The organism is Hyunsoonleella aestuarii (genome assembly GCF_006148925.1).
GTDB classification, from domain to species: Bacteria; Bacteroidota; Bacteroidia; order Flavobacteriales; family Flavobacteriaceae; genus Algibacter_D; species Algibacter_D aestuarii.
Map to the genome: position 1 here is coordinate 433,976 of NZ_VAWB01000002.1, position 21,602 is coordinate 455,577.

Annotated in this window: 16 protein-coding genes; 10 read left to right on the forward strand and 6 right to left on the reverse strand. The window is 31.8% G+C overall.

Features of this window, described 5'->3' with window-relative positions:
• Positions 1-1,114 (reverse strand): peptide chain release factor 2 gene (gene prfB, locus FEF17_RS11680; RefSeq protein WP_139002577.1). Its coding sequence is split into 2 segments (ribosomal slippage): positions 1-1,050 and positions 1,052-1,114, totalling 1,113 coding nucleotides; the frame shifts between segments, so codons are not numbered across the junction.
• 83 nt (positions 1,115-1,197) lie between these two features.
• Between prfB and FEF17_RS11685 the strand changes: the two genes are divergently transcribed.
• Together FEF17_RS11685 and FEF17_RS11690 are read left to right on the forward strand one after the other, a co-directional pair.
• Positions 1,198-3,609 carry a zinc-dependent metalloprotease gene (locus FEF17_RS11685; protein WP_139002578.1) on the forward strand — a complete coding sequence of 804 codons (2,412 nt, stop codon included), beginning with the start codon at positions 1,198-1,200 and terminating at the stop codon, positions 3,607-3,609.
• A 265-nt stretch (positions 3,610-3,874) separates the two neighbouring features.
• On the forward strand, positions 3,875-4,891 hold the full coding sequence (locus FEF17_RS11690) for a threonine aldolase family protein (RefSeq protein ID WP_139002579.1): 1,017 nt from the start codon (positions 3,875-3,877) through the stop codon (positions 4,889-4,891).
• Positions 4,892-4,912: 21 nt separating this feature from the next.
• Here FEF17_RS11690 and FEF17_RS11695 read toward each other — a convergent pair whose 3' ends face one another.
• Positions 4,913-5,233: a YbaB/EbfC family nucleoid-associated protein gene (locus FEF17_RS11695; protein WP_139002580.1), complete on the reverse strand. Its 321-nt coding sequence runs from the start codon at positions 5,231-5,233 to the stop codon at positions 4,913-4,915.
• Between the two features lie 71 nt (positions 5,234-5,304).
• Between FEF17_RS11695 and FEF17_RS11700 the strand changes: the two genes are divergently transcribed.
• The 3 genes from FEF17_RS11700 (at position 5,305) to capB (ending at position 10,022) form a co-directional block, all read left to right on the forward strand.
• Complete coding sequence (locus FEF17_RS11700; RefSeq protein ID WP_139002581.1) at positions 5,305-7,443, forward strand: S9 family peptidase; 2,139 nt, start codon at positions 5,305-5,307, stop codon at positions 7,441-7,443.
• A gap of 77 nt (positions 7,444-7,520) precedes the next feature.
• Positions 7,521-8,561, forward strand: a complete 1,041-nt coding sequence (gene capA, locus FEF17_RS11705) for a cysteate synthase (protein ID WP_139002582.1) — start codon at positions 7,521-7,523, stop codon at positions 8,559-8,561.
• 201 nt (positions 8,562-8,762) lie between these two features.
• Positions 8,763-10,022 (forward strand): cysteate-C-fatty acyltransferase, encoded by a 1,260-nt coding sequence (gene capB / locus FEF17_RS11710; RefSeq protein WP_139002583.1) that lies wholly within the window; start codon positions 8,763-8,765, stop codon positions 10,020-10,022.
• A 61-nt stretch (positions 10,023-10,083) separates the two neighbouring features.
• Here capB and FEF17_RS11715 read toward each other — a convergent pair whose 3' ends face one another.
• On the reverse strand, positions 10,084-11,205 hold the full coding sequence (locus FEF17_RS11715) for a GTP cyclohydrolase (protein ID WP_139002584.1): 1,122 nt from the start codon (positions 11,203-11,205) through the stop codon (positions 10,084-10,086).
• A gap of 23 nt (positions 11,206-11,228) precedes the next feature.
• A complete protein-coding gene (locus FEF17_RS11720) occupies positions 11,229-12,248 on the reverse strand; it encodes a transporter (RefSeq protein ID WP_139002585.1) in 1,020 nt (339 codons plus the stop codon).
• A gap of 166 nt (positions 12,249-12,414) precedes the next feature.
• Here FEF17_RS11720 and FEF17_RS11725 point away from each other — a divergent pair, with 166 nt between their 5' ends.
• The 4 genes from FEF17_RS11725 to FEF17_RS11740 all read left to right on the forward strand — a co-directional run bounded on the left by FEF17_RS11725 (position 12,415) and on the right by FEF17_RS11740 (position 17,930).
• Positions 12,415-12,675, forward strand: coding sequence for a DUF4834 family protein (locus FEF17_RS11725; protein WP_139002586.1), 261 nt, complete (start codon positions 12,415-12,417; stop codon positions 12,673-12,675).
• A gap of 78 nt (positions 12,676-12,753) precedes the next feature.
• Positions 12,754-15,204, forward strand: coding sequence for a hypothetical protein (locus FEF17_RS11730; RefSeq protein WP_139002587.1), 2,451 nt, complete (start codon positions 12,754-12,756; stop codon positions 15,202-15,204).
• Entirely contained in the window at positions 15,173-16,474 is a 1,302-nt protein-coding gene (locus tag FEF17_RS11735; RefSeq protein WP_139002588.1) for a glycosyltransferase, read from the forward strand. The genes FEF17_RS11730 and FEF17_RS11735 overlap by 32 nt, the downstream gene beginning before the upstream one ends.
• Before the next feature lies 1 nt (position 16,475).
• Positions 16,476-17,930, forward strand: coding sequence for an oligosaccharide flippase family protein (locus FEF17_RS11740; RefSeq protein ID WP_139002589.1), 1,455 nt, complete (start codon positions 16,476-16,478; stop codon positions 17,928-17,930).
• A 79-nt stretch (positions 17,931-18,009) separates the two neighbouring features.
• Here the strand turns inward: FEF17_RS11740 and FEF17_RS11745 are convergent, their stop codons facing one another.
• Both FEF17_RS11745 and FEF17_RS11750 read right to left on the reverse strand, forming a co-directional pair.
• Positions 18,010-19,269 (reverse strand): hypothetical protein, encoded by a 1,260-nt coding sequence (locus tag FEF17_RS11745; RefSeq protein WP_139002590.1) that lies wholly within the window; start codon positions 19,267-19,269, stop codon positions 18,010-18,012.
• A 199-nt stretch (positions 19,270-19,468) separates the two neighbouring features.
• Complete coding sequence (locus tag FEF17_RS11750) at positions 19,469-20,176, reverse strand: hypothetical protein (protein WP_139002591.1); 708 nt, start codon at positions 20,174-20,176, stop codon at positions 19,469-19,471.
• Between the two features lie 262 nt (positions 20,177-20,438).
• Here FEF17_RS11750 and FEF17_RS11755 point away from each other — a divergent pair, with 262 nt between their 5' ends.
• On the forward strand, positions 20,439-21,599 hold the full coding sequence (locus FEF17_RS11755; RefSeq protein WP_139002592.1) for a DUF3667 domain-containing protein: 1,161 nt from the start codon (positions 20,439-20,441) through the stop codon (positions 21,597-21,599).
• Positions 21,600-21,602: the final 3 nt, after the last annotated feature.

Here is a 21,602-nt window from a genome sequence, read left to right on the forward strand (position 1 = left end):
TTATAATGTGTTTGAATCTTCTTTATGTTTTTGCCCCATCATCATTAAATAGGCTTTTAGAAAAGCATTAATATCGCCGTTCATTACATTATCAACATTACCTGTTTCGTAATTGGTACGAACATCTTTTACTAATTTATACGGGTGCATCACATAATTTCTAATCTGGCTGCCCCATTCAATTTTCATTTTGCCAGCTTCAATATCGTCACGCTGTTCTAATTGCTTTTGAAGTTCAATTTCGTAAAGCTGCGACTTAAGCATTTGCATTGCTCGGGCTCTATTATCGTGCTGAGAACGGGTTTCTGAACATGAAATTTGAATCCCTGAGGGTTTATGTGTTAACTGAACTTTGGTTTCTACTTTGTTCACATTCTGTCCACCAGCACCACTAGAACGTGCCGTAGTTATTTCAATATCGGAAGGATTAATTTCAATTTCTATAGAATCGTCAACCAGCGGATATACGTACACTGAAGCAAAACTTGTATGACGCTTCGCATTACTATCGAAAGGGGAGATGCGAACCAATCGATGGACTCCATTCTCACCCTTTAGCCATCCAAATGCAAAATCGCCATCAATCTCTAAAGTTACTGTTTTAATACCTGCAACATCACCTTCTTGAAAGTTAAGCTCTTTAACTTTAAATCCACTCTTTTCAGCGTACATGAGGTACATTCGCATGAGCATACTCGCCCAATCACAAGATTCGGTTCCACCAGCTCCAGCAGTTATTTGCAAAACGGCGCTTAAGCTGTCACCTTCATCTGAAAGCATGTTACGGAATTCAACATCCTCTATTAAATCGGAAGCTTTATTAAAACGGTTTTCAACATCTTCTAAAGTAGATTCACCTTCTTTAAAGAATTCATATATAACCTCTAAATCCTCAATAAGAGTTTTTAAATCTGTGAAGTCTTTTACCCATTTCTTTTTAACTCGCAAAGACTTCATTATTGTCTCTGCAGCTTTGGGGTCATTCCAGAAATTTGGATCGAATGTTTGTTCTTCCTCGTTTTGGATTTCTATAAGTTTGGAATCTATGTCAAAGATAGTGCCTAAGTTTATCTAGGCGGGTATTGAGAACTTTTATCTGATCAGATGTAATCATTTCGAATAAATAATTTTCACAAAAATAAACTTTATATTACGATATTAAAATAATGCTTAGCTTTAAGAACAAATTAATTTGTTATGAGGAAATTTATATTGGTCTTTTGTTTGTTCGTTATGAATTTGGATGTTTTTTCACAAGCTTTAAAAGATAAAAATCTAACAGCTTACACAGGCTTTTTTAATTTTTATTATGAAGAGAGTCAGGATAAAATTTATTTAGAAGTAAAAGAACTCAACTTTGAATTTTTATATGTTAATTTCCTAGCTACAGGTGTTGGGTCTAATGATATTGGCTTGGACAGAGGGCAATTAGGAAAAGAGCGGCTAGTGAAATTTGAAAAAGCAGGTAACAAATTACTATTAGTTCAGTCAAATTTAGTATATCGAGCTAATACAGATAATAAATTAGAAAAAAATGGTGTAGAACATGCTTTTGCAAAATCTGTATTATTTGGATTTGAAATAATTCAGGAAGAAAACGGAAAGTATATTATTGACATAACCCCGTTTTTAATGCAGGATACCCACGGCGTTTCAACCGTTTTAAAAGTTAAAAAAGAAGGAGATTATAAAGTAGATTTAACAAAAAGTGCATTATCCAAGCAAAGAACTAAAGCATTTCCTAAAAACGTGGAATTTGAAGCTTTGTTGACACTAAAAGGCACTCCAACAGGAAAATATCTTCAAACCGTAGTACCTACACCGTCGTTAATAAGTGTTATACAACATCATTCATTTATCGCATTGCCAGATGGTAATTATAAACCTAGGGTTTTTAATGTTGGAAGTGGTGCGCTATCAATGTCTTATTTAGATTATGCCGCACCAATTCAGGACCCTATAAAAAAGCATTTTGTTGTTAGGCATCGATTAAAGAAGAAAAATCCAGAGGCAGAAATTTCTGAAGCCATTGAACCAATAATCTATTATTTAGATCCAGGTACTCCAGAACCTATTAGGACAGGCTTGCTGGAAGGTGCGTCTTGGTGGAACCAAGCTTTTGAAGCTATTGGTTTTAAAAACGCCTTTAAGGTTAAAATGCTGCCTGAAGATGCTGACCCCATGGATTGCAGATATAATATTATTCAATGGATACATCGCTCAACAAGAGGCTGGAGTTCCGGAAGGAGCGTTGTTGACCCTAGAACAGGAGAAATAATTAAAGGGCATGTTAGCTTGGGTAGTTTAAGGATTCGTCAAGATTTTTTAATTGCTCAAGCCTTAATGGATAAGCCGTTTAAAGAAAATGATAACAAATATAAACCTATTCTGGAAATGGCCTTAGCAAGAATTCGTCAATTAAGCGCACATGAGGTGGGGCATACATTGGGCTTTGCACATAATTTTGCTGCAAGCACTAATGGCAACGCCTCTGTTATGGATTATCCGCATCCGAAAATAGAATTAAAAAATAACGAAATCAGCTTAGAAAACACTTACAGTACTGGTATTGGTGAATGGGATAAAATTGCTGTAGCCTATAGTTATAGCGAGTTTAGCGAAACTGAAGATGACTTGAATGCTTTAAAAGATATTTTGGATAGCGCTTCAAAAAAAGGGCTTCGCTTTATAACAGATAGTGATGCAAGAGCTCCAGGGAGTGCACATGCATTTGCTCATTTATGGGATAATGGTAAGAATCCTATAAATGAATTAGATGCGGTTTTACAGGTTCGAGAAAAAGCAATATCAAACTTTTCTGTAGATAACATAAGAACATTCGAACCTTATTCTGCCCTAGAGGATGTTTTTGTACCTCTTTACTTTTTTCATCGCTATCAAACAGAAGCTGCAACAAAACTAGTGGCTGGTTTAGATTATAATTATGCGATTAAAGGGGATGGTAATAATATAACAGACGCCTTAAATGCTGATACACAAAGGAATGCTTTAAAAGTAATTATTAAGACGCTTTCGGCAGAAACATTAGCTATCCCAAAAGAAAAATTAAAACTATTTCCACCACGAGCTCCTAATTATCCGAGAACAAGAGAATCTTTTAAGGGGTTAACAGGAGTAAGTTTTGATGCTTTAAGCGCTGTTTCAACCTCAAGTGCGTTAACTTTAAAATATTTGTTACATCCAGAACGTATGAACAGATTAATACAACAAAAGAGTCTAGATAATGAGCAGTTAAGTATTAGAGAGCTTTTAGAACAATTAATTGATAGTTCATTCAATAAGAAATATGAGGATGACTATTTAAATGAATCACAACAAATGATAAATGTTGAAGTTCTAAAATATATTATGAATTTAGCTGTAAATGATAAAACATTTTTTCAAGTAAAAGCAGAGGCTAATCAAACGATAGAATATATATTAATGCTATTGGAGGATAAAAACAATCCTAATAAATATGCCAATCAATTTGCTAAAATGATTTCTGAGTTCCGAAAAACTCCTAATAAATTTAAAATAAACCATGCACCTCAAATACCTGATGGTTCGCCAATTGGTTCAAGTATTTGTCATTATAAATTAAATTAGGATTTAATATTTATTCTTTAATAAACAAAAGAAAAAAGTATATAAGATTTTATACTACAGAAAATGTAATAGTTCGATAAAGTGGAATTTAAGATTTGGGAATACCCTTAGCCTCAATGATATAATCACTGCCGTAATTACTTGTGAAATTTATTAGATGTGGTTTAAATTGAAGATTCGAATATTTATTTGATAACAAAAAATGTTGACTGTTTTAATTAGTAAATAGTGATATATTTATAACATCAATTAATATTTTGTTTTAATGATAATAGATTTAAGAAGCGACACGGTTACAAAGCCTACAAAAGGGATGCTGGAAGCTATGATGGAGGCTAAAGTAGGTGACGATGTTTTTAGAGAAGATAACACTGTAAACGAATTGGAAAACCGTCTCGCTGAGATGTTCGGAAAAAGTGACGCTTTATTTTTTCCATCTGGAACTATGGCGAATCAAACCGCCATAAAACTAAACACTAACCCTGGCGAACAAATTATTTGTGATAAATATGCACATATTTATAATTATGAATCTGGTGGCGTTTCCTTCAATAGTGGCGTGTCTTGTAAGTTAATTGATGGTAACCGTGGTATGTTTAATCATGAGCAAGTTATCGATGCTATAAATCCTGAAGCTTATTATTATAGCAAATCATCTTTAGTTGAAATTGAGAACACCACTAATAAAGGAGGTGGAGCATGTTGGGATTTTGATGAAATAAAAAAAATTAAGAAGGTGTGTGATGATAATCAGCTTAGATTTCATTTAGATGGAGCGCGTATTTGGAACGCATTGGTAACTAAAAATGAATGCCCAAAACAATATGGTGAGCAGTTTGATACTATTTCTGTATGCTTAAGTAAAGGTTTGGGATGTCCAATTGGATCGGTTCTTATTGGTAACTTAGATATTATGAAAGATGCTTTGCGTATTAGAAAAATATTTGGAGGTAATATGCGTCAAGTAGGCTATTTGGCAGCCGCTGGACTTTATGCTCTTGATAATAATATTGAAAGATTGGTCGATGACCACAAAAAGGCTAAAGAAATTGGAGAGGAGCTTAAGAGACTAAATAAAATAAAAATTGTGGAGGAAATTGAAACCAATATTATTGTTTTTGAGTTAAACAATGATGTTAATGAACAACAATTCGTTCAAAACTTGGCTGATAAAAATATATATATAATTAGTATGGGGAGTGGAAAATTACGAATGGTAACCCATCTCGATTATACCAATACCATGCACGAAAAGTTAATAAGTACTATAAAGACTTTATAAACGTAAAAAGTCTTTTACAATTTATAACATATCCATTCCTGGAATATTAGGCATACCTTCTTTAGCTACGGCAGCCAATTCAGCTTCGTTCACAGAAGTAGCTTTTGTAATAGCTTTATTTAATGTTAATATTAAATAATCTTCAAGTTGTTCTTTGTCTTCAAGAAGTGTGTCATCAATTTCAATAGCCTTAATCGTTCTATTTGCGTTAAGTGTTATCTTTAATTGACCATCAGAACTTGCTTCATCAATAAATACAGTATCTAATCTTTTCTTTGTTTCTTCAACTTTCTTCTGGGTTTCTTTTAATTTCCCCATCATTTTCATCATATCTCCAAACATACTTTTAAGTTTAAATTGAATTACAAAATTATCAAAATTAATATTTAAATTTCGGCTATTATACTTTAAAAATGAAGAATAAAAGTATTATTTTAATCTTAAGCATTATTTTTGCCATTTCCTGTAAAAAAAATCATCAAATGTTAAAAGATTCAGCTGTCATTAATCCTCCCAAAGCAACAAAGATTCCACATGAATTAAATATTCATGGAGATACACGTATTGATAATTATTACTGGTTAAATAATAGAGAGAGTAAAGAAGTATATGACTATCTAAAAGCTGAAAATGATTACACGAACGTTATTCTAAATCATACCAAAAATTTACGGAATACGCTTTTTGAGGAAATGAAAGGGCGAATAAAAGAAAATGATACATCTGTTCCTTATAAGTTAAATGGGTATTGGTATTTAACGCGTTATGAAGAAGGAAAGGATTATCCAATTTATACAAGAAGAAAAGAGAGTTTGGATGCTGTAGAGGAAATTCTCTTTGATTGCAATGAAATGGCAGAAGGCCATTCATACTTTAAACTTGGAGGGATTTCTATTAGTCCAGATAATAATATGGCAGCGTTTTCAACAGATATAATAAGTAGAAGAAAATATACCATTCATATAAAAAATTTAATTACTGGTGAGGTCCTTTCCGATAAAATAGAAAACACCACTGGTGGTTCAACTTGGGCTAACGATAACGAGACACTATTTTACACAATGAAAGACCCTGTTACTCTGCGGTCCAATAAAATATTCAAGCACAAACTAAACACTAATATAGTTGACGATAAAGAGGTGTACCACGAATCAGACGAAACCTTTAACACATTTGTTTATAAATCTAAATCGAAAAAGTATATTATTATTGGATCTTCAAGTACGTTATCAACAGAGTATCGCTTTTTAAATGCCGACACACCAGATCAAGAATTCAAAATTTTTCAAGAACGCACTCAAGATTTAGAATATAGTATTGCCCATTATAATAATCATTTTTACATCATTACTAATAAAGATAATGCTACAAATTTCAAACTTTTAAAAACTCATGTAGATAAGACCGAACTTAGTCATTGGGAAGAAGTTCTTAGTCATAGAAAAGAGGTTTTGATTGAAGATATAGAAATTTTTAAAGATTTTTTAGTAATTAATGAACGTGAAAATGGCTTGAACAAATTGAGAATAATCAGTTGGAATGGTGAAGAAGATTATTATATGCCTTTTAGTTCCGAAACTTACACAGCTTACGTTGGAAACAACCCAGATTTTGACAGCCATAAGTTACGATATGGTTATACCTCATTAACTTCTCCAAATTCCGTTATTGACTACGATTTAAAGTTAAAAGTTTCGGAAGTTAAGAAAGAGCAAGAAGTAATTGGAGGTAACTTCAAAAAAGAAAACTATAAAGAAAAGCGCATTTGGGCAACAGCAAGAGATGGGGTTAAAGTCCCTATTTCTTTAGTTTACAAAAAAGGAATCGAGTTTGACGGTAATAACCCATTATTACAATACGCCTATGGTTCTTATGGTTCTACCATCGACCCATCATTTTCATCAATAAGGCTAAGTTTACTCGATAGAGGATTTATATATGCTATTTCTCATGTAAGAGGTGGCGAATATTTAGGTAGAGACTGGTATGAAAATGGGAAACTTTTTACCAAGAAAAATACGTTTACCGACTTTATAGATTGTTCTAAACATCTGATTGAAGAAAAATATACATCCAAAGAACACTTATATGCTTATGGCGGTTCTGCTGGAGGATTACTAATGGGAGCTATTATTAATATGAATCCGGAATTATATAATGGTGTTTTAGCAGCTGTTCCATTTGTCGATGTGCTAACTACTATGCTCGATGAAACAATTCCTTTAACAACAGGAGAATACGATGAGTGGGGAAACCCTAATGATAAGGGATATTATGATTATATGAAATCTTATTCTCCTTACGACAATATTGAAGCTAAAAAATATCCGAATATGTTAGTTACAACCGGATTACATGATTCACAGGTACAGTATTGGGAACCTGCCAAATGGGTAGCAAAGCTGAGAGAATATAAGACGGACAATAACAAATTATTACTCCATACAGATATGGATTCTGGTCACGGTGGAGCCTCCGGAAGATTTGAAAGCTTAAAGGAAGTTGCTTTAGAATATGCCTTTTTATTAGATTTAGAGGGAATTAATCACTAATAAAAAAAAATGTATTATTTTTGCAAGGTTTTAGGCTTTGTATAAATTGAAATTTGTGAAGCCGTTAAAAAGCATCTATGGAGCAAAAGAATCAAGTTTTTGATAATGTATTAGATTTAGTAGGGAATACGCCTCTAATTAAACTCAATAGATTGACTGCCGATTATAAAGGAGACTATTTTGCAAAAGTAGAATCTTTTAATCCAGGAAATTCTTCAAAAGATAGAATAGCACTTTACATTATTGAGCAAGCTGAGAAGCAAGGTATTTTAAAGCCTGGTGATACAATCATTGAAACTACCTCTGGTAACACTGGATTCAGTATTGCAATGGTTAGTATTATCAAAGGATATGATTGCATTTTAGCTGTAAGTTCAAAATCATCTACAGATAAGATTGATATGCTTAAAACAATGGGAGCGAAAGTTTATGTTTGTCCTGCCCATGTTAGTGCTGATGACCCAAGATCTTACTATCAAGTAGCAAAACGTTTACATGAAGAAACCAAGGGTTCTATTTATATTAATCAATATTTTAATCAATTAAATATTGATGCGCATTACCATAGTACAGGTCCGGAAATTTGGAATCAAACGAAGGGTAATATAACTCACCTAGTCGCATGTAGCGGAACAGGAGGAACTATTTCTGGTACTGCAAAATTTTTAAAAGAGCAAAATCCAAACATTAAAGTTATTGGGGTAGATGCTTTTGGTTCGGTAATTAAGAAATATCACGAAACCAGAGAATTTGACGAAAAGGAAATTTACCCTTACCGAATTGAAGGTTTAGGTAAAAATCTTATTCCATCTGCAACAGATTTTGATGCTATTGATGAATTTATAAAGGTAACTGATGAAGAAAGTGCTCATTCTGCTAGAGAAATAGTTAAGAATGAAGGTTTATTTGTGGGCTATACTTCTGGAGCTGTAATGCAAGCTGTTAAGCAATTGAACGAACAAGGCAAATTCAAAAAAACAGATAAAGTTGTAGTCATTTTTCCAGATCATGGATCGAGATATATGAGCAAGGTTTACAGTGATAAGTGGATGAATGAACAAGGTTTTTTTGATAGTGTTCATGAAGCTACTGCTGAAGAAATACAATACATTAAGTAACAGTTCAGTAGATATTTCAAAAAGAGATGATTTTTGTTGATTTAACAGCAAATTGTCTCTTTTATTATTTTATTGACAAATGGACGTGCAAAAATTATGCTCTAACAATATAAATATTTAATTTTGCAGCATGTTTTAAGTGCTTAATATTTGTTTAGAATTAGAAGTATCTTTAATTAATAGCAATAAGATTTATAATAAATGAAAGATTTATTTGATAAGATTTATAAGGACAAAGGACCTTTAGGTAAGTGGGCTTCGCAAGCCGAAGGCTATTTTGTTTTTCCTAAATTAGAAGGAGAAATTTCTAATCGTATGAAATTTCAAGGAAAAGATGTTATCACATGGAGTATTAACGATTACTTGGGGCTTGCTAACCATCCAGAAGTTCGTAAGGTTGATGCTGAAGCAGCTGCACAGTATGGTTCGGCCTATCCGATGGGGGCAAGAATGATGTCTGGTCACACAGATTTGCATGAAAAGCTTCAGAATGAGTTAGCTTCGTTCGTAAGTAAAGAAGCAGCTTATCTTCTTAATTTTGGTTATCAGGGTATGGTGTCTACAATTGATGCTCTTGTTGCTAAAGATGATATTATTGTTTATGATGTAGATGCACATGCTTGTATTATAGATGGTGTACGTTTACATATGGGAAAGCGCTTTACTTATAAGCATAATGATGTAGAAAGTTTAGAGAAAAACTTGGAAAGAGCAACAAAAATGGCCGAGCAAACGGGAGGTGGTATTTTAGTGATTTCCGAGGGTGTATTTGGTATGCGCGGTGAGCAAGGACGTTTAAAAGAAATTGTTGAACTTAAAAAGAAGTTTAAATTTAGATTATTTGTTGATGACGCGCATGGTTTTGGCACTCTAGGAGCTAATGGAGCAGGAGCAGGAGAGGAGCAAGGCGTTCAAGACGATATTGATGTATATTTCGCAACCTTCGCGAAATCACTAGCAAGCACTGGAGCATTTATTGCTGGCGATCAAGAAATTATAGACTATTTAAAATATAATTTGCGTTCTCAAATGTTTGCAAAATCTTTGCAGATGCAGTTAGTAGTGGGAGCGCTTAAGCGATTGGAAATGCTAAAAACTATGCCAGAACTTAAAAATAAGTTATGGGAGAATGTAAATGCATTACAATCCGGATTGAAGAAACGTGGTTTTGACATAGGGACCACACAAAGTTGCGTAACACCAGTTTATTTAAAGGGCAGTATTCCTGAAGCAATGGCTTTAGTTAAAGATTTACGTGAAAATTACGGTATCTTCTGTTCTATAGTTGTTTATCCTGTAATACCTAAAGGATTAATACTGCTTAGATTAATTCCAACTGCCACACATACTTTACAGGATGTTAAGGAGACTTTAGATGCATTTGATGCCATTAGAGATAGATTAGAAAATGGAACTTATAAGCGCTTATCTGCAGCTGTTATGGCAGCAATGGGCGATTAATAGGGGTAAAATATTATCTTTATAGAATAAAAAAATCCGATTCTCAATGAGTTGGATTTTTTTATGGAATATCTTTTCTAAAAGTACATCGTTTTTTATAAATAATTGGATTAAAATTTCTCCATAGTTTATTTATAGCTGCATTATCTGCTAATTCTGGAGTTCGAATACATTCAATTATTCCTTTTTCTGTAAAAGTATTATGAAACTCATTAAATATTATGGCATGTACTCCTTTTTGCTGGTATTCTGGGTGTACTCCAATTAAGTAAAACGCTACCTTTTTACTATGTTTTTTTGCATGTAGCAAATGTTTTATACCAAAAGGAAATAGTTTTCCTTTCATTTTTTGTAATGCTTGAGCAAAAGAGGGCATTACTATACCAAATGCCACTAATTCATCATTTTCATCAACAACAAACTTTATATATTCAGGGTTAATAAACCCTAAGAATTTCTTTTTGAAATAATCTTTTTGAATATCAGTAATAGCGACAAATGAAGATAAGGAAGCATAGCTTTGGTTGAAAAGATCAAACATTTTATCTGCATACGGCATTACTTCTTTTGTTTTTTTAAAGTAAAGAGGTCTTAGTTTATAACGTTTTTTAATAATTTCTTGAATACGTGAAAAGTTTTCTCTTTTAATATCAACAAAAGCGTGTTTATGCTCTAGATATTCTTTTTCAACTCTATAACCTAATTTTTTAAAATGTTCTGCATAGTAGGGGTGATTGTACCAAGTAATCATAGTGCCTATGTGATCAAATCCTTCAGTTAGTACGCCAACTTTATCTAAATTTGAAAAACCTATTGGACCTTCAATAAATTCTAAATTATTCTTTGTTCCAATTTCTAAAACTTTATCAAGTAGCTTTTTAGTTACTTCTATATCATCGATCACATCAAACCAACCAAAGCGCATTTTGCGTTGGTTTTGGTTTTTAACTTCAAGCCAATTGATAATTGCAGCAACCCTTCCTACCACTTTATTTTCCTTATATGCCAAGAAAAGTGTAGCCTCTGCATCATTAAATACAGGGTTTTCTTTTTTGTTAAAAGTTTTTATTTCTTGACTTATAATTGGCGGAACCCAATATTTAGAATCTTTGTATAGCGTAAAAGGAAACTTAACAAATGTTTTTAATTCCTTTTTAGTATTTACTTCTTTTAGTGTAATCATATAAAAATGATAGATTGTGACATTTAATTATCGTCAAAATCTGTGTCTTTTCTTTTTTGTTTCTTTTTTTCGCTAGAATCCGAATTCTTGTTCTTTTTAGTTTTATTACGTCTTGCTTGTCGTTTACCTTCTTCTTTTGCCGACCCTCCGTTATCAATATCTTCGTTTTCCTTGTCTTTATGAAAATCGAATCTATAAGAAGCTCCAAAATTAACGCTAAATACAGAAGGTGTATCTTTTGTGTTAAATGTTAAGGCTGTGTCTAACTGAAAATCTTTACCCCATAAATAGGCACCACCAAAGCGTAATAAATTATCGGCATAAAAGTCACTTTTAATTCCTTGAGTTTCACCAAATATCACCCACTTTGGGTTAAATGAATGTGTTAAGGTTATTATGTATTGAAAATCGGATTGATCTGTTCCTATTCTATCCTTTATTAAATTAAGGACCAATACCCATCCACCGGCAAAATTATTTTGGGAAGCAATCATTACTTTCGGGCTGAAACCTTCTATTTCAGGTGCCGTATATGGATTATTTTTAGTGTCAAAATTGGCTCCAACATAAACAGAAACTGCTGGAATTAAAGATTTCCACTTAAAACGATGGTTGGCGTGATAACTATAAAGGTTGGGTTTGTCCTCTTCTGAGTTTTTATAAGGATCGAAAACTAAATATTTGGCGCCAATTGTTAAAAATTTAAAATTAGCTCGATCTTCATCAAAAGGCACACTTGATAAAAATGTCTTGGTGTCATTTTGGTAATTACCTTCAATATTTAATTCTAATTCTTCAAAAAATAAACCATAGCGCGCACTGAAATCAACTCCAAAGCCATCTACTTCTGTGCTCAACGCTGGCGTGCGCTTTTCATTAATTATGTAAGGTCCAACCTCAAACTGTAGGACATTTGTCCCAACAGAAAAGGCGCTTCTTGAAACTCCAGGTCTATTTGAGTTTATAACATCGGTATATTGTCCAAAGCAAAGTGCAGTTAAAAGGCTAAAAAAAAGAATGCAAGTAGATTTGATAGGCTTCATAGTTATGATTTTAAATGAAATCTGAATTTGTTTGTTTAATAGCGTTAATTAGTTTTGCTTAAGGGTTCTCAAATATAGATATTTTAATGATTTTTTATCATTTATGAACGTTTTTTAAGTTGATAGAATTGTATTTTTGTACTTAATTATTAATCAAAGTTAAATTATGGGTTTATTAAGAACCATATTTATAATAGTTGTTGTTTGGTATTTGTTTAAGGTATTGGGGCGACTATTTGCGCCTTTTCTAATAAAATTTGCCGCTAAAAAGGCAGAGCAACGTTTTGGAGATCAATTTGGTCAGTTTCAAAAACAACAACAAGACACAGTCAAAAAGCCTGGAGAGGTTACTATTGATAAAATACCAAAGACAAAAACTTCAAATAAAAATGTAGGCGACTATGTAGATTATGAAGAAATTGAATAGTATTAATTTACACTTTCAATTTATGTAATTCTTGAAAATTATAACTATTTTTCACAATCATTGTTTTAATACTTTTTTATGCCATCTTCTGTTAAAAGATTCCTGATACACTTTTCGGTAATAATTGGATTCATAATAATTTCACTAGCATACTTCAGTCCCGTTTTAAAAGGTAAACAAATATTTCAAAGTGATATTATGCAGTATATTGGGATGTCTAAGCAGCAAACCGATTTTAGAACTAATACAGGAGAGGAGACTTACTGGACCAATAGTGCCTTTGGAGGGATGCCAACCTATCAATTAGGAGCAAAATATCCGCATAATTACATAAAAAAGCTTGATTTAGCATTGCGGTTTCTGCCAAGGCCAGCTGACTATTTGTTTCTATATCTATTAGGGTTTTATATCTTTTTACTAGTCTTGAAAGTAGATTTTAAATTGGCCATATTAGGTGCTTTGGCATTTGGGTTTTCAACCTATTTGATTATAATTCTGGGTGTAGGACATAATAGTAAAGCACATGCTATTGCTTATATGCCATTGGTTTTAAGTGGTATTTTGTTAACTTTTAGAAAGCAATATATTTTAGGTTTTTTAACAACTGCATTGGCAATGGGACTAGAGTTGGTTGCAAACCATTTTCAAATGACCTACTATTTAATGCTTTTAGTAATTGTTTTAGGTTTAGCTTACCTAATTGATGCTTATAAAAAGAAATTGTTACCTCATTATTTTAAGTCAATTGGGATTTTAGTTGTTGCTGTTATGATTGGTATTGCGCTTAATGCAACAGGAATTATGGCAACTCAAGAATATGCAAAAGAAAGCACTCGTGGAAAAAGTGAGTTAACTATTAATCCCGATGGAAGTCCTAAGGAAGTTACTTCTGGTTTAGATAAAGAGTACATAACACAGTATAGCTATGGTATTTTGGAGTCCTTAAATTTGTACATACCAAGGTTTATGGGAGGAGGCAATGGGGAGAATGTTGGAAAAGATTCAAAAACCTATGAGGCATATAGAAAATTAGGAGCTAGCCCTAGCCAGGCATTGCAAGAGTCGAAGAGAGCTCCTTTATATTGGGGAAATCAACCCATAGTTGAGGCTCCTGCTTATGTTGGTGCCGTCGTATTGTTTTTATTTGTTTTGGGATTATTTTTGGCTAAAGGTCGCTTGAAATGGTGGTTGGTAGGAGGTATTTTGCTTTCATTATTATTGTCTTATGGCAAAAATCAACCTTTTGCTTTTATAACCGATTTATTTATAGACTATTTTCCGCTTTACAATAAGTTTAGAGCAATAACTTCAATTCAAGTTATTTTAGAATTATGTATTCCGGTATTGGCAGTTTTTGGAATATCACGTTTATTCAATGATTTTGACAAGAAAGATGAAAAACTTAAAGCATTAAAGTATTCGGCTTTAATTACTGCAGGATTGGCGTTATTATTACTCGTTTTAAAATCATCATTTGATTTTGCTGGCGGAAGTGATAGTTTTTACAGGCAGAATTATGGACAAGCGTTTGTAGATGCTATTAAAGAGGATAGGAAGGCCGTATTTACTTCCGACACAATAAGATCGCTTATTTTAGTATTACTAGCTGCAACGGCTTGTTTTATGTTTTTGAAGAACAAGTTGAAAGAAAAATGGTTAATGGTTAGTTTAGGAGTTTTGATTTTGTTCGATTTAATTGGGGTGGACAAACGATATGTTAATAACGATGATTTTATCTCAGCCATTCAAGTAAATAAGCCTTACACTGCAAATTCTGCTGATAAAGATATCTTAAAAGACACAACTCATTTTAGAGTGTTTGATATTGTTTCGTCTGGAGCTCGAGCTTCATATTTTCATAATTCACTTAATGGTTATCATGCTGCAAAACTTAAACGCTATGAGGATGTTTTTGAATTTCATATTAGACAGAATAATATTAATGTACTTAACATGCTTAATACTAAGTATATTTTAGTGCAAGATGAGGAAGGGAAACCCATGGCGTATTATAATGAAGAGGTAAATGGCAATGCTTGGTTTGTAAAGGAATTAGAAAAAGTTAGTTCTGCAAATGATGAAATAAAGTTATTAGATAGCTTAGATACTAAAACTAAAGCAATTTATACTTATCAATCATCAAGAGATATTGATAGAGAAGTGTCAAAGTCTCCAAAAGAAGCATTTAAAATAGATTCACTTGCACACATAACACTTAAAGAAGTAAAACCTAACTACTTAAAATACGAGTCTAACAACTCTAATGATGGATTTGCAGTATTTTCTGAAGTCTATTATGGTAATGGTTGGAAGACTTTTATTGATGGGGGAAAAGCATCACACATGCGTGTTAATTATACCTTACGAGGTATGCATGTACCTTCAGGTAAGCATATAATTGAATTCAGATTTGATCCAAATGTTGTTAAAACCGGGAGTAAAATTGCATTAGCAAGTTCAGTTTTATTTGGAATACTGCTTCTTGCGGGTATATTTTATGAGTTTAAAAAGCGAAATAAAAGTGCGTAAAAAAGCACTCATTATAACTTATTATTGGCCACCTGCTGGTGGTCCTGGGGTACAGCGTTGGTTAAAATTTGTAAAATATTTACCTGATTTTAATATTGAACCAATTGTTTATATTCCAGAAAATCCTAATTATTCCATAGTTGATAAAAGTTTGTTAGAAGACGTTTCTGCTGAGTTAGAAATTATTAAACACCCTATAAAAGAGCCTTATAGGTTGGCTAGCTTTTTTTCAAAAGCATCTACTGATAAAATAAGCAAGGGTATTATTACCGAAACGAAAAAGCAAGGTTTATTAGAAAAATTAATGCTATGTGTTAGAGGGAATTTCTTTATTCCTGATGCTAGAAAAAATTGGATAAAACCCTCTGTTAATTATCTATTAAAATATATTTCTGAAAATAATATAGATACTATTATAACCACAGGTCCTCCACATAGTTTGCATCTTATTGGTTTAAATTTAAAAGAAAGGCTAGGAGTGACGTGGTTAGCAGATTTTAGAGATCCATGGACAACAATTGGGTATCATAAACAATTAAATCTCGGAAAAAGAGCACAACAAAAACACAAAGTTTTAGAAAGTAAGGTTTTAAATGAAACTGACCAGGTGATTGTAACGAGCTATACAACTAAAAGTGAATTTGAAAAGTTAACACAAGTTCCAATTTCAGTTATTACTAACGGATACGACAAAGAATCAACTGGGAATTTGGAATTAGATTCAAAGTTTACCATGGCTCATATAGGTTCTTTATTATCCAAAAGAAACCCGACTGTTTTATGGCAAGTGCTTTCAGAATTAATAAAAAGTAACAAAAGTTTTGCTGAAGATTTTCAGTTGAATTTAGTAGGTTCTCTAAGTGATGAAGTTGTTAGCACACTTCAGTCTTATGATTTAAGTGATTATTGTAATAATTTTGGTTATGTATCTCACAAAGAAGCAGTTAAATTTCAAAAAAATTCACAAGTATTATTATTAATCGAGATCGATTCAGAAGAAACGAAATGCATCATTCCTGGAAAACTATTTGAATATATGGTCTCAAATAGGCCAATTCTGGCAATTGGACCTCAAGATTCTGATGTAGAAAAATTAATCAGAGAAACTAATACTGGGAATTACTTCTTGTACGATAACTTGGAACCTTTAAAAAACACTATATTAAAGCATTACAATGCTTATAAAAAAGGTGAATTACAGTCTCATGCTATGGGGTTACAAAAGTATAGTAGAAAGGCTTTAACAAAATCATTGGCTGAATTAATTTAAAATGGGAGTTGTTTTATCGCAATCAATAAAGAACACGATTACTACTTATATAGGTTTTATTATTGGTGGAATAAACACACTGTTTCTATTTACAAACTTTGTAAGTGATGATTATTTCGGGTTAATTCAATATATTTTCTCAACAGCTGCTATTATGATGCCACTAATGGCTTTTGGTGTTCACAATACAATAATTAAGTTTTATTCTTCATACAAAACAAGACATTCTCAAAATAGTTTTTTAACCCTTATGCTTGCACTACCGATGTTTATAGCTATTCCTGTTGGATGTCTTGGTTATTTAAGTTTTGAAGTACTTAGTTCTTGGCTTTCTCAAAAGAATGCTATTATTGAAGATTATATCTGGTTAATCTTCTTATCAGCTTTATTATTTGCCTATTTTGAAGTTTTCTACGCATGGAGCAAGGTCCAAATGCAAAGTGTATTTGGAAACTTTATGAAAGAGATCTTCCACCGAATGTGCACAACTATTCTGCTATTTTGTTTGTACTTAGAAATACTTAATGTTAATCAATTAATAGTTAGTATTGTTGGTGTTTATGCTTTGCGCATGATAGTGATGGCTTTATATGCCTTTAGTTTGAAATCACCTGTTTTAAGATTTAACCGACTGCCTAATTTTCAAAAAGTCATAAAGTATTCCGCCTTAATTATTATAGCAGGTTCTGTAGCAAATATCATTTTAGAAATAGATAAGTTTATGATAGGTCATTACATTCAAATAGAGAATGTAGCTTATTATGCTGTCGCTATATATATAGCAATGGTTATTGGCGTACCTGCCCGTGCCATGCATCAAATTACAAGCCCGATAACGGCAAAACTTCTAAATGAAAATGATAAAAGCGAATTAAAGGTGTTATATCAAAAAAGTTCATTAAGCTTATTTATTATAAGCGGCTTCATTTTTTTATTAATCGTTTTAAATATTTCGGAATTATACCATTTAATACCCGAGAAATTCAGAGACGGTATTGTAGTTGTATTCTTAATAGGAATAGCAAAGCTTTCAGATAACGTATTAGGTAATAATAATGCTATTTTATTTAATAGTGATTATTATAAAATGGTACTTCTTCTAGGATTGGGATTGGTTATATTAACCATTACATTAAATGCTTTATTTATTCCAATGTATGGTGTTTTAGGCGCTGCATATGCCACATTTATAGCAGTAATTATTTATAACGTAGCTAAAATATTATTTGTGAAGTATTTATTTAAAATGATGCCTTTTACTGTAAACACTCTAAAAACACTGTTTCTCATAGTTGTAAGTTTTGGTTTATTTTATTTCTGGAATTTTTCTTTTCACCCTATTATTAATATTATTCTTAAATCTTTAATATTAGTTGCGTTTTATGGTTTTATTGCACATTACTTAAAAATTTCGGATGATGTTTCTAGTCTTATAAAGAAAATTATAAACCTATAATTTATAAAAAAAGAAAACCCCACGAATTTGCTTTGAGGCAAACTTATCGCGGGGCTTTCCAACTAACCAACCAAAACGGTTATGATCTTCTTCTTGAAGTAGATCTTGTATTGTTATTAGAAGAACTTCTACTTTGAGTTGCTCTAGATTTACTTGTTGAAGTTCTAGAAACCGATTTTTGTGTTGTTATTCTCGGTTGTCTTTGAGAACTTCTGTTTGCTACCTGAGCAGTTCTTCTGGTGCTGCTATTTTTATTATATGTACGAGAATTTGTTCTTCTTGGTTTATGGGTAAGCGAATTATTTCTAGATTGGGTTACAGCACTTTTTCTCGATCTTGAGTTATTAACGCTTGGTCTTACACTTTTATTATCACGAGAAGGTGTATTACTGCGTATTATATTTCTGTTAGCATTGTTATTAATTCGTCTTGAATCTCGGGTTGCTAAATTGTTACTTCTTCTTGAATCCTGACTTCTTGCTACTTTTGTATTCGAACTTCTAGAAATTTTACTAGATATATTATTATCACGTCTTGATGTTCTACTAACAGCAGTATTATTAGTTCTTCTAGAACTTGTATTTGAACTAGCATAGCTTCGTCTTGATGAGGCTTGTCTATTTACTTGAGTTCTATTTCTATCGCTTCGGTTAACCGTAGCATAACGAGAATTTCTGGTTATACTGTTACCACGTCTACTTGCTACTGATGTTCTTGGTCTGTAATTATTATAGAACGGTCTGTTATACACATATCTTATTGGAGAATAAAATTGTCTGTATGGTCTATTATAAACTACACAATAATTAAATGCAGGAACACCGTAGAAAACATGCCATGGTCTATACACATAATGTCTATTGTAAATATTTATAAATCCTGTGTAGTGTGAAAAATTATTGAATCTGTTATAATGAACAAATAATCCACCTACACGAGAAACGCGACCGAAGTTATTGTAATGAATATTCACATTTCCAGCTTGAGAAATTCGTCCATAAAAATCGTAAAAAATTGGTGTATTCTCAATTTGAATTACAGCACCAAATTCATCATACTGTACATAGGCGTTATAGTTGTAACCTGAATTAAAACTAATATTTGCATTTGGAGATCCAATGGAAACATTAATATTAGAACCGAAATAACGTTGGATGTTAAAATCGAACTGCCCATCTGGAAAAACAGAAAATTCAATTCCATTTTCTACAAATATGAAAGAATTACCGTAGCCACCATAAGTAATAGTGGTTGCATTAATATTGGTATTAACTGTTTCTGCATTAACTGTAAACCCTGTTAGGAGTAAACCGGCTAATAAAAAGGCTATTTTTTTCATAATTGTAAAATTTAATTTGTGAATACATTTTACTGATTACAAACAGCGTGCCAAAAATCAGAACCAAGATTCAACTGTTTGATTATCAGTTACTATAATAGTGAAATATATTTTAACTTTACTTATTTATAATTCCTCAAAACAAAACTCGAAACCTAATGGCCTCGAGTTTTATTTATATTAAATAGTTAATATAATATTATTGCTTATTCTTCTTTTGCTTTTTTATCTTACCATTTTTCTTATAATAATAATTGTCATCTCGTTTATTATCAAACCAATCATTGTCATGGAAATGTCTGTCTCTGTGGTTTCGAAAATCATGAATCATACTACAAGAATTAACACCACATACATGGCAAAAATCATCTTGATAACGATTAACTTGCCCTCTAAGGTTTACAATTTCACCCCAATGGTTGTAGTTTACTTGTAAGCCACCAACTTGTCTTAAAGTGCCATTTCTTCCTCTTCTGTATTCAATAAATACAGACCCAATTCTGGTTACCTTTCCACGTCTATCATAATTTAAAAACACATTTCCAATTCGTCTTACTTGCCCAAATCTATCTCTAGATATGTAAACACCATTATTTCTTGTATTATTGGAATAGGCAACATTCATATTTGGACCTTTATAGTTCGCATTTATATCGCTGCGTTTCGATCTATTAGATCTGTAGTAAGCACGATTATTATAATATGGATCATAATTATTGGTATTGAAATCGAAACTACCATCTGGGAATATCAAGAATTCCACACCGTGTTCCATAAAAATAATGGGTTGAGCATAACGATCATATTTATTATTCTTTTTGTTATAATCTGAGTGATGGTTGTTGGTTGCTGATACACCTGTTAATCCCATTAACAGCATTGTAAGTAAAAGTATTCTTTTCTTCATAGTTCTAGGATTTAATATTGTGCCTACTCTTTAGCTTTTCGGCTTGCGCTATATAACTTCAGGATTTCAATATGCGTGCCAAAAAAATAAAAAACATAATTCATTAACTTAATATATATAGTAAATTTGTTATTAAGATATTGAATTACTGTTGGTTATAATTTTATCTTGTTGTATGAAAATAAAATAGATAATGATAATCTTATATGTACATCGTAATTTTATTTAATAATTATTACATTTATAAAAGTCAACTAATTAAATGTCAAAAGAACAAGAAATTTGCAAAAATTGCGAAAGTCAATTCGATGAAGGCTTTTATTTTTGTCCATATTGTGGGCAACAAGCAAAAGAAGAATTAACTGTTGGGGTTTTATTTTATAATACCATTAGTAATTATTTTTCTTTTGATGCTCGGTTTTTGAAAAGTTTCTTTCCGTTGATGTTCAAACCAGGGTGTTTAGCAAAACGCTTTATAGAAGGTAAGCGTTTGCTTTACTTACATCCTGCTCAAATGTATTTATTCATTTCGGTAGTGTTTTTCTTTTTATTATCGGTGACAGTTGTTAGGAATCAAGTAGAAACTTTGGATACTAACCTAAAAAAAACACTAAATAAACCCATTATATCGGATAGTTTAAAACAAGAAAGCATCAAAGTTTTAGATTCGACAATAATGGATAGTATTTTTAAACATCTTGGAACAGCTGATATAACTGGTTTAGGAATTAATGACATTAAAGCTTCAGATTCAATAAAAAAAGATAGTATTTTAACGCCATTAAAAAATGTTAACATACCTGGTTTAGAAATTAAAGATGTAGAAGCTATAGACTCAATAATACAAGCTAATACAACTAAAGAGACTAAAGAATCATTAGCATTTGATTTTAATAGGAAGAAAGTAGATTCGCTAATTGCCTTGGGTGCTGCAGATGAAGACGTTTTTAAGGCTATGGGAATGTCTGATGATGCAGGTTCAATTGCTCGAAAATTTTATTCTCAAGTACTTAAGTTTTATAAACAACGAAATGGTGGTCAAATTTTACAAGCTTTTTATGACACAATTCCTATTTCCCTTTTCGTTTTATTGCCAATTTTTGCATTAATTTTAAAACTATTTTTCAGAAAAAGAGGAAGCTATGCCCATCACTTAGTCTTTAGCTTTTACTATTTTTCTTTTCTATTTTCTGTGTTCAGTTTAATTCTAATTATTAATAATTTTATAGAGATACCAGATTCATTAGATTTTTTAATAGTAATGTCGACATACTTCTACTTATTGATAGCTATTAAACATTTTTATCAACAAGGTTGGTTTATTAGTTTTATTAAAACAGGAATGACAACATTTATCTATTTAATGTTTGTTGTCCCAATTGCCTTAATAATCATTAGTTTAGTTAGTTTTTTCTTTTATTAGAAA

What these genes read in the sequence shown, in the direction of transcription:
- FEF17_RS11750 (WP_139002591.1), bottom strand. Translation starts at nt 20,176, where the DNA reads ATGAAGAAAAGAATACTTTTACTTACAATGCTGTTAATGGGATTAACA.
- FEF17_RS11730 (WP_139002587.1), top strand. Translation starts at nt 12,754, where the DNA reads ATGCCATCTTCTGTTAAAAGATTCCTGATACACTTTTCGGTAATAATT.
- FEF17_RS11700 (WP_139002581.1), top strand. Translation starts at nt 5,305, where the DNA reads ATGAAGAATAAAAGTATTATTTTAATCTTAAGCATTATTTTTGCCATT.
- FEF17_RS11695 (WP_139002580.1), bottom strand. Translation starts at nt 5,233, where the DNA reads ATGTTTGGAGATATGATGAAAATGATGGGGAAATTAAAAGAAACCCAG.
- FEF17_RS11720 (WP_139002585.1), bottom strand. Translation starts at nt 12,248, where the DNA reads ATGAAGCCTATCAAATCTACTTGCATTCTTTTTTTTAGCCTTTTAACT.
- FEF17_RS11725 (WP_139002586.1), top strand. Translation starts at nt 12,415, where the DNA reads ATGGGTTTATTAAGAACCATATTTATAATAGTTGTTGTTTGGTATTTG.
- capB (WP_139002583.1), top strand. Translation starts at nt 8,763, where the DNA reads ATGAAAGATTTATTTGATAAGATTTATAAGGACAAAGGACCTTTAGGT.
- FEF17_RS11755 (WP_139002592.1), top strand. Translation starts at nt 20,439, where the DNA reads ATGTCAAAAGAACAAGAAATTTGCAAAAATTGCGAAAGTCAATTCGAT.
- FEF17_RS11685 (WP_139002578.1), top strand. Translation starts at nt 1,198, where the DNA reads ATGAGGAAATTTATATTGGTCTTTTGTTTGTTCGTTATGAATTTGGAT.
- capA (WP_139002582.1), top strand. Translation starts at nt 7,521, where the DNA reads ATGGAGCAAAAGAATCAAGTTTTTGATAATGTATTAGATTTAGTAGGG.
- FEF17_RS11740 (WP_139002589.1), top strand. Translation starts at nt 16,476, where the DNA reads ATGGGAGTTGTTTTATCGCAATCAATAAAGAACACGATTACTACTTAT.
- FEF17_RS11690 (WP_139002579.1), top strand. Translation starts at nt 3,875, where the DNA reads ATGATAATAGATTTAAGAAGCGACACGGTTACAAAGCCTACAAAAGGG.
- FEF17_RS11715 (WP_139002584.1), bottom strand. Translation starts at nt 11,205, where the DNA reads ATGATTACACTAAAAGAAGTAAATACTAAAAAGGAATTAAAAACATTT.
- FEF17_RS11735 (WP_139002588.1), top strand. Translation starts at nt 15,173, where the DNA reads ATGAGTTTAAAAAGCGAAATAAAAGTGCGTAAAAAAGCACTCATTATA.
- FEF17_RS11745 (WP_139002590.1), bottom strand. Translation starts at nt 19,269, where the DNA reads ATGAAAAAAATAGCCTTTTTATTAGCCGGTTTACTCCTAACAGGGTTT.